Genomic DNA, 7,603 nt, shown 5'->3' on the forward strand with positions numbered 1-7,603 from the left:
GCACAAAACCGTTACAAGTCCACATTGCCGCTGAATCTTGGCGAGCAGCTTGGTCGCGTCGGTCTTGTCCAGCATGATCGCGCGGGTCGACCAGCGATATGGAAAGGCCTGTCGATTCAACTCGTCGAGCAGGCGGGAAAGGTCTCGGTCGGAAAGCCGGTGATGGTCAACGTGCGCAGATGATGGTGGCTGAGTTTCGGTTCGAGGCCGCCGGTTAGCGACTCGTCGGCAAGCAGCGCATCGAGATAGGTTGGCGTTTCTGGCACGCGGACGCGCTGGCGCTTAGTGAACACCGTGCTGTGCAGGTAAGCGTGTCGCGATCGGCGCAACGCGCTGTTGAGCCGCGCCGTCACTGCCACCAACTCGGCCGGTGTCGCGCTGTCGAGATCGGGACCGCGGAAGCGCATCGTCCGCTGAAAGCTGCCATCCATATTGAGGACGACGCCCGGTGCGACCAGCGCGGCCCATGGCAGTAAGTCTGCAAGGCATGACGCCTTGGAGCGATATTCGCGCAAGCTCATCATGACCGCATCCATGTCGGGTAGCGAAGGTGGCGGCGGGCGACGTCTACGAAGCGGGGGTCGCGCCGCACTGCCCAGACGCCAAGGCCATAGCCGATCGCCCAGAGCACGAGCCCCGCGACCCAGAGCCCGAGGCCCAGGCCGAGGGCGCCGGCCAGCGTGCCGTTCAGGATCGCCACCGCCCGCGGCGCACCGCCGAGCAGGATCGGTTCGCTGAGCGACCGATGGACGGGGGCGTAATAGCCCGGCACGAGGTAGGTGCCGCCGTCCATCAGATCAGCGCCCCGCCGTCGAACGAGAAGAAAGACAGGAAGAACGACGAGGCCGCGAACGCGATTAACAGGCTGAACACGATCTGGATCAGCCGGCGGAAACCGCCCGACGTTTCGCCGAAGGCGAGGCTGAGGCCTGTGACGATGATGATGATCACCGCCACGATCTTCGCTACCGGTCCCTCGATTGATTCAAGGATCGAGGTGAGCGGGGTTTCCCGTGGCATCGACGAACCGGAGGCGTGCGCCGGGCTGATCAGGGCCGGCAGGGTCATCATCAGCGCGACAGCAGTGATTGGGGCGCGGCGCGGGCCGCGCCGAAGCGCAATTTTCATGGAACATCTCCATCGTGTGGTGCAAAGAGGAAGGTGAGCCGATAGTCGCCGGTCCCAGGGTCGAGACCGTTGACGCAAGCCAGCTCGGCTAAACGCCGACCAGCGTCGTCGCGGACCAGGACCGCCACAAGGTTGATCGTCTCTGCGATCAACGCGCGCGGGACCGTCATCACGACTTCTTGGATGAACTGTTCCATGCGTCGCAGCGCACCCAGCGCAGTGCCGGCATGGATCGTCCCGACGCCGCCGGGATGCCCGGTGCCCCAAGCCTTCAGGAGGTCCAGGGCTTCCGCACCGCGCACCTCACCGATCGGAATGCGATCGGGGCGCGGTCGGCGCGAGGAACGGACGAGATCGGAAAGCGAGGCGACGCCGTCTTTGGTCCGCATTGCGACAAAGTTCGGCGCAGCGCATTGCAGCTCGCACGTGTCCTCGATCAGCACGACGCGGTCGGAGGTCTTGGCGACCTCGGCCAGAAGCGAGTTGGTCAGCGTCGTCTTTCCAGCACCCGTGCCACCGGCGACGAGAAAGTTCGCGCGGTCGACAATGCCTTTGCGCAGAACCGCAGCCTGCAGGCGCGACATAATATTCGCGGCCGCATAATCATCGAGCGTGAGGACCGCGACCGCCGGCTTGTGAATCGCGAAAGCCGGCGCGATGACGACGGGCGGCAGCAGTCCCTCAAAGCGTTCGCCGGTCTCCGGTAGCTCGGCCGAGACGCGGGGACTGCGACCATGGACTTCGGCACCGGCATGGTGCGCAACCAAGCGGATGATCCGCTCGCCATCGGCAGGCGTGAGGCGCTCACCGCTGTCGGTGATGCCTTCACCCAGCCGGTCAACCCATAGCCTGCCGTCGGGGTTCAGCATCACCTCGATGACAGCAGGTTCGGTGAGACAGTTCGCGATCGATGCGCCCATCGCGGTGCGAAGCATTCGCGCACCCCTGACGACAGCTTCCGATTTTGCTGCCTCTGCGCCCATCTTCAATCCCCGAGGCGCCATCGGATCAGCCGGAGGACGCGATGGGGATGATTAAGAGACCCAGAAAATGGGACGATTCAACAAGGATTTAGCGTCATAGCAGCGCGTCGCGCAAAGACAGGCCGTAGCGTAGACGATGTAACGCCACCGGAAGTAGACCTTGCCACCGCACGGCATGGTGGCCGGCAAGTGGCGAAGTCGATCAACGATTAGCGCTCAGACCAGCCCCCTGCGATATGGGCCGCTTACGCCGCCAATTTTAGGACTTCCTTCCGTCGCTCGCCCGTACCCGCAGGCTCGCCCTGATTTTACGTCGCCGTCAATAGCCCAGCGATATGCTCGCCCCAAAGGCGTAGCGCTTCCTCTTTCTCCGTTTTCCAATTATGCCGTTGGTAAATGCCCGCAACGCCTGCGCGGGACCTGCCGACATGATTGAGTATTGCTTCGATCACCTCGAAGCGGACACCGAGCCGCTGGAAACCGGTGGCGACCGTTCTCCGCAGGTCATGGAGGCGCCATGCCGGAACGGCGTTACCACCGTCTCACGTGAGTAAGCGATCCACCTTCAGCTTGCCCTTGTGGTAGGCGGTGAAGGGTGCGCCGGTCGACGCCGCGAACACCCGGCCATGTCGTGGCCACTTGTCGCCCACCAGCCAGCCCGTCGATTAACGTGACCGCGAGATCGTTCAGCGGAACTTGATTAGGCTCGCGGTTATTGGTTCGCACCCCCGGCAATCTCCAAAGGCGTTCAATTCGGCTTATCTCGTCTCAGGTCATGTTTTTCACTTCTTCCCGGCGTTGTCCGGTCAGCATCAACAATCGTATGATCGGGTCGAAGCATGGGTGCGTCTCCGCCGCGTGAACCTAGATGCGACGCAGTTCCTCATCCTTCAACCAACGGTCGCGCGATTGAACAGCAGGCGGCGTTTCCATGCCTTTCATCGGACTACGCTCGATGTCGCCTCGGCTGATCGCCCACCTGAAGAGACGGCGCATCACCCCGAAGGCGTTTCTTTGGCTCCCGACCTGCCCGTCGGGCATCCGGTCGGGGACAGCGACAATATCGACACGGGTGATCTTGGTCAGGGCCTTGTCGCGCAGGACTGGTTTGACATGGTGTCGCAAGCACTGCTCAGCCAGCCTCTTCCAACCCGCTCCCTTGCAGGATTTCGCGAATTGATCAGCAAAGTTGGAGAAGGCCAGATCGACGGCCTCACGCTGCTGCTGCCGGGCCGCTTCGCCAGGATCGATGCCTTGGACAATTAGGATCGAAAGACGCTCTGCTTATATTTGCGCGGTCGTAGGCGCCCAGGGCGAACCATGCGTCCCTATGGTGTAGCGCCGGCTCTTCGCCTCTGCGCCCCCCATCCGATACTGGAGGATATAGCTCGCCCGTCCCGAGGGCAGAATTTTGACACCGAAACCTTTGAGCGCGTCGTCCCAAAGGAAGTCTGATCTGCCAGCCGCCAACAGCGCGTCGACCGTCCGCTTGATGATTTTTCCAGTCGCCATGACCATACCTTTCCTGTGCTCTCAGTAACCAGCCGGCAAACATCGTGGCGGAAACCGAGTGTTACGTTAGGAAGTGTATGTCAAGGTAAGTTATTGATCTAGGATGACAATTATACGCCAGGGTTGGCGGCTGTACGCCTAAATTTGAAATACCACACCTCATGGCCCAGCCGCCGCGCCTTGGCCTCGTAACGGGTTTCGGGCCAGCCGCCGGGGCGGTTCTGGAAATCTTTAGGCTCGTGCGCCAGCCAGTCGAAATCGGGATGGCCGTTCATCACCATCAGCGCCCAGCGCAGATAGACGGGATGATCGGTGCCAAAGCGGAATTCGCCGCCGGGCTTGAGCTTTTTCGCGATCATCGCGACCGGGCCGGGGTTCATCATGCGGCGCTTGGCGTGGCGCGCCTTGGGCCAAGGGTCAGGGTGAAGCAGATAGACGAAGCTGAGCGCGCCGTCGGGAATGCGCGAGAGCACGTCGAGCGCGTCGCCCATATGTAGCCGGACATTGCCCAGCGCCTTGTCGCGGACATGGCCGAGCGCCTGCACGACGCCGTTCAGGAAGGGTTCGCAGCCGATGAAGCCATGATCGGGCAGCAGGTCGGCGCGCCAGGCCATATGTTCGCCGCCGCCAAAGCCGATTTCGAAATGGAGCGGGCGATCATAGCCGAACAAGTCGGCCGCCGTCACCGGCCCCTGCGCCGGCACCGAGATGGCGGGCAGCAACGTGTCGACCAGCTCCTGCTGGGCCTTGCGCAGCCTTGGCCCAGACTGGCGGCCATAGAGGCGGTTGAGGGTGGTCGGGTCGCCGGATTTATGCGCTGTCATGGGGCGCGCGCTTAGCGGCGGGAGCGGGCGGGGGCAAGCAGGACGACGCGCTAGAAGCCGAGCAGCGGCCAGAGCGCGATGAGCAGGCCGACCAGGCTGGCAAGAAAGATGATCGAGCGGACCACAGGCACGCCAAAGCCATAAAGCGGCAAATAGACGACCCGCGCGCCAAGCCAGATCCATCCCCCCAGCGCCGTCCATTCGCTGGTGCGCCCGGCCAGCACCACGCCCAGCAAGGCGACGATGGCAAGGGGGAGCGTTTCGCGATAATTGGCCTCCGCTCGGCAAAGGCGGCCGGCGACGGGATTGAGCGGCGGCAGGCTTTCGTCGCGCGCGCCCATATTCCATTTCGGGCCATATTGCTTCGTCTTGGCATGGCCGGCGGCGAAGATATGGACGAGGAGCAAGATCATGCCCCAGGCGAGGATCGTGATTTCGACAGGCATGACGGCTTGCTCCCTTTCCAGCCCCTTTTAGCAGAGGCGCTGGCGGCCGGATAGCGTTGCTATGGCAGCCTTAAAGGGTGAGGCCGACCCTTGCGATCAGCGTCGCGCCGGCGTGGGCGCTGTCGGGCGCGTCAATGTCGCTATCGGCATAGCGCAGGCCCGCGGACCAGCGGCCGCGATACCAGTCGAGCGCGACGCCATGATCCCAATAATCGCCAGCCGGACGCAGGCGCGCGGCGCGTATGGGATTGCGCGTGTCGCCCGACGATCGGCCGACATGGCCCGACAAAGTCAGCGGGGTTCCGGGTATGCCGACCGCCGCGCTGGAGGACAGGTAGAGATTGTCGCCGCCGATGCCGGACTGGCGCGGGGCGTAGCGCGCGCCAAGGTCCAGGCTGGCCGGGCCGAGTGAAAAGCCGGCGATCGCGCCCATTTCTCCATAGCCCCAGCCTTCGCCGCTATCGTCCGCGCCGGGGAAGATATGATAGCGGCCCTCGGCGGTCAGGCGAAGGCCGCCCAGTTGCCGGGCATAGGTGCCGCCCAAGTCAAGAACGGCATCCGCGCCGCCATGGCGGTCGCTGCCCCAGAGCGTCGTTGCCGCGCCGTCAAGGCTGAGGCCCGGCGCGACCGGCACCGACACACTGCCGCGCACCACAGGATCGCCGTCGCTCCAGCTGAGGCCCCGGCGGCGTTCGTCGCTCGCGGCCTCCAGCGTGATGGTGGGGCCGGCGGCATATTGCGCGGCGGCCGGAGCGACATGGCCGGCAAGCAGCAATGCCCCCAGCCATGTCGCACGAGTGAGAAAGTCAGTTCGAGGCAAGATTGCGTACCGAGTCCAGTTCAGCGAGCAGAACGCCGTGGTCGGCCTTCGCCGCCGCGACAAGATGCGCCTCTATCTTTTCGCGATGATTGGCAAGGGCTTGTTCGGCGGGATTGCGACCGGGCGTGCACGCGCCCGCTTCGCTGGCAGAGAATGTCTGGTCGGTGGCGATGGTGCGGGCGAGCGCCGGGCCGTGGTCGAGCTTGCGATCGACCATGATAGTCGCGCTCCAGCGGCACCGCTGCATATCCATGCGATTGGGGGTCTTCGCGCCGACAGTCTTGCTGCGCACGTCGATGCGGGCGGTATAGGTGGCGGCGATCGGCTGGCCATGATGCTGCACCGTGACGCTGTGGGTCGCGGCGGCAGCCGCCAGGGCGAAAAGGATGCTCATGTTGGTCTCCTGCATTGAACGCCGCACTTTTGCGCGCGGTCGTCACCGCAGATGTAGGAAAGCCCTGTTGCTGATCCTTTGCCGAACTATGAAAAAGGGCAAAAGGTTTGGTGGGGCTGGGGGCTCAAGCCCAATTGCTACGCGTCACCCCTGGCAAAAAAAGGCGGCCCTTGCGAGCCGCCTTTTTATTCAGTTTCGCAACACTGCTTATTATTTAGTGCCCGCGGGCGCCTTCGCTTTGCCGCCTTTCTTCCCCTTTTTCGGGGCGGCGGGGGTGATTTCGAAGGCGAGGGCTTCGACGCCGTCGCTGTCCTTCATATGGACATGGACCTCGCCACCATGGACCAGCTTGCCGAACAGCAATTCCTCGGCGAGCGGCTGCTTGATCTTTTCCTGCATCAAACGGCCCATCGGACGCGCGCCATAGAGCTTGTCATAGCCCTTCTTCGTGAGCCACGCCTTGGCGTCGTCATCCAAAGTGATGTGGACGTCGCGGTCGGCCAGTTGCAGTTCGAGTTGCAGCACGAACTTGTCGATCACACGAGCGACGATTTCGGGCGGCAGGTAGCCGAAGGGCACGATCGCATCGAGGCGGTTGCGGAATTCGGGCGTGAAGAGCTTCTTGACCGCATCTTCCTGCACATCGTCGCGGGTGAGCTCGCCAAAGCCGATCGATTCCTTCGCCATGTCCGATGCACCGGCATTGGTGGTCATGATAAGGATGGTGTTGCGGAAATCGACGGTCTTGCCGTGATGATCGGTCAGGCGGCCATTGTCCATCACCTGGAGCAGGATGTTGAACAGGTCGGGATGCGCCTTCTCAATCTCGTCGAGCAGCAGCACGCTGTGCGGATTCTGATCGACCGCATCGGTCAGCAGGCCGCCCTGATCATAGCCGACATAGCCCGGAGGCGCGCCGATCAGCCGGCTGACCGAATGGCGTTCCATATATTCCGACATGTCGAACCGCTGGAGCGGGATGCCGAGCAGCGTCGCAAGCTGGCGCGCAACCTCCGTCTTGCCGACGCCAGTAGGGCCGGAGAAGAGATAGTTGCCGATCGGCTTGTCGGGATCGCGCAGGCCCGCGCGCGACAGCTTGATCGCGGAGGACAGGACTTCGATCGCCTTGTCCTGGCCGAACACCACGCGCTTGAGGTCCGTGGTGAGCGATTCGAGCACGCTCTTGTCATCGGACGACACCGTCTTGGGCGGGATGCGCGCCATCGTAGCGATGACCTGCTCGATCTCCTTGGGGGTGATCGTCTTCTTGCGCTTGGATGGCACGACCAGCATCTGCATCGCGCCGACCTCGTCGATCACGTCGATCGCCTTGTCTGGCAGCTTTCGATCGTTGATGTAGCGCGCCGAAAGCTCGACCGCCGCCTTGATCGCGTCGGGCGTATATTTGACGCTGTGATGTTCCTCGAACGCCGAGCGCAGGCCCGCCAGAATCTTGATGGTGTCGTCGATCGTGGGTTCGTTGACGTCGATCTTCT

At 63.2% G+C, this 7,603-nt stretch carries 9 protein-coding genes and 1 pseudogene; 1 reads left to right on the forward strand and 9 read right to left on the reverse strand.

Features of this window, described 5'->3' with window-relative positions; genetic code table 11:
* From B2V90_RS03865 to trbB, 4 genes and pseudogenes are all read right to left on the reverse strand, one after another.
* A pseudogene (locus tag B2V90_RS03865) lies at window positions 1-524 on the reverse strand (hypothetical protein); the annotation flags it as partial.
* Complete coding sequence (locus B2V90_RS03870; protein WP_228222890.1) at window positions 521-793, reverse strand: VirB3 family type IV secretion system protein; 273 nt, start codon at window positions 791-793, stop codon at window positions 521-523. The gene B2V90_RS03870 and the pseudogene B2V90_RS03865, both read right to left, overlap by 4 nt.
* Window positions 793-1,128: a TrbC/VirB2 family protein gene (locus B2V90_RS03875; protein ID WP_228222891.1), complete on the reverse strand. Its 336-nt coding sequence runs from the start codon at window positions 1,126-1,128 to the stop codon at window positions 793-795. The genes B2V90_RS03870 and B2V90_RS03875 overlap by 1 nt, the downstream gene beginning before the upstream one ends.
* Window positions 1,125-2,111 (reverse strand): P-type conjugative transfer ATPase TrbB, encoded by a 987-nt coding sequence (trbB, locus tag B2V90_RS03880; protein ID WP_228222892.1) that lies wholly within the window; start codon window positions 2,109-2,111, stop codon window positions 1,125-1,127. Before trbB ends, B2V90_RS03875 begins: the two co-directional genes overlap by 4 nt.
* Window positions 2,112-2,807: 696 nt before the next feature.
* Here trbB and B2V90_RS03885 point away from each other — a divergent pair.
* Window positions 2,808-3,377, forward strand: coding sequence for a hypothetical protein (locus B2V90_RS03885; RefSeq protein ID WP_228222893.1), 570 nt, complete (start codon window positions 2,808-2,810; stop codon window positions 3,375-3,377).
* A gap of 356 nt (window positions 3,378-3,733) precedes the next feature.
* Here B2V90_RS03885 and trmB read toward each other — a convergent pair whose 3' ends face one another.
* From trmB to B2V90_RS03910, 5 genes are all read right to left on the reverse strand, one after another.
* Window positions 3,734-4,447, reverse strand: coding sequence for a tRNA (guanosine(46)-N7)-methyltransferase TrmB (gene trmB, locus B2V90_RS03890; RefSeq protein ID WP_228222894.1), 714 nt, complete (start codon window positions 4,445-4,447; stop codon window positions 3,734-3,736).
* Window positions 4,448-4,497: 50 nt separating this feature from the next.
* Window positions 4,498-4,893, reverse strand: a complete 396-nt coding sequence (locus B2V90_RS03895) for an MAPEG family protein (RefSeq protein ID WP_009822114.1) — start codon at window positions 4,891-4,893, stop codon at window positions 4,498-4,500.
* A gap of 70 nt (window positions 4,894-4,963) precedes the next feature.
* Window positions 4,964-5,713 (reverse strand): TorF family putative porin, encoded by a 750-nt coding sequence (locus tag B2V90_RS03900; protein WP_348656909.1) that lies wholly within the window; start codon window positions 5,711-5,713, stop codon window positions 4,964-4,966.
* Entirely contained in the window at window positions 5,700-6,107 is a 408-nt protein-coding gene (locus B2V90_RS03905) for a hypothetical protein (protein WP_228222895.1), read from the reverse strand. Before B2V90_RS03905 ends, B2V90_RS03900 begins: the two co-directional genes overlap by 14 nt.
* A gap of 210 nt (window positions 6,108-6,317) precedes the next feature.
* The coding region (locus tag B2V90_RS03910) for an AAA family ATPase (protein WP_293919707.1) at window positions 6,318-7,603 on the reverse strand (1,286 nt) is incomplete at its 5' end.

This window comes from Sphingobium sp. UBA5915, assembly GCF_002431195.1.
Classification (GTDB): Bacteria; Pseudomonadota; Alphaproteobacteria; order Sphingomonadales; family Sphingomonadaceae; genus Sphingobium; species Sphingobium soli.

Coding starts and splice junctions, on each gene's coding strand:
- B2V90_RS03870 (WP_228222890.1), bottom strand. CDS start 793: ATGGACGGCGGCACCTACCTCGTGCCGGGCTATTACGCCCCCGTCCAT.
- B2V90_RS03875 (WP_228222891.1), bottom strand. CDS start 1,128: ATGAAAATTGCGCTTCGGCGCGGCCCGCGCCGCGCCCCAATCACTGCT.
- trbB (WP_228222892.1), bottom strand. CDS start 2,111: ATGGGCGCAGAGGCAGCAAAATCGGAAGCTGTCGTCAGGGGTGCGCGA.
- trmB (WP_228222894.1), bottom strand. CDS start 4,447: ATGACAGCGCATAAATCCGGCGACCCGACCACCCTCAACCGCCTCTAT.
- B2V90_RS03895 (WP_009822114.1), bottom strand. CDS start 4,893: ATGCCTGTCGAAATCACGATCCTCGCCTGGGGCATGATCTTGCTCCTC.
- B2V90_RS03905 (WP_228222895.1), bottom strand. CDS start 6,107: ATGAGCATCCTTTTCGCCCTGGCGGCTGCCGCCGCGACCCACAGCGTC.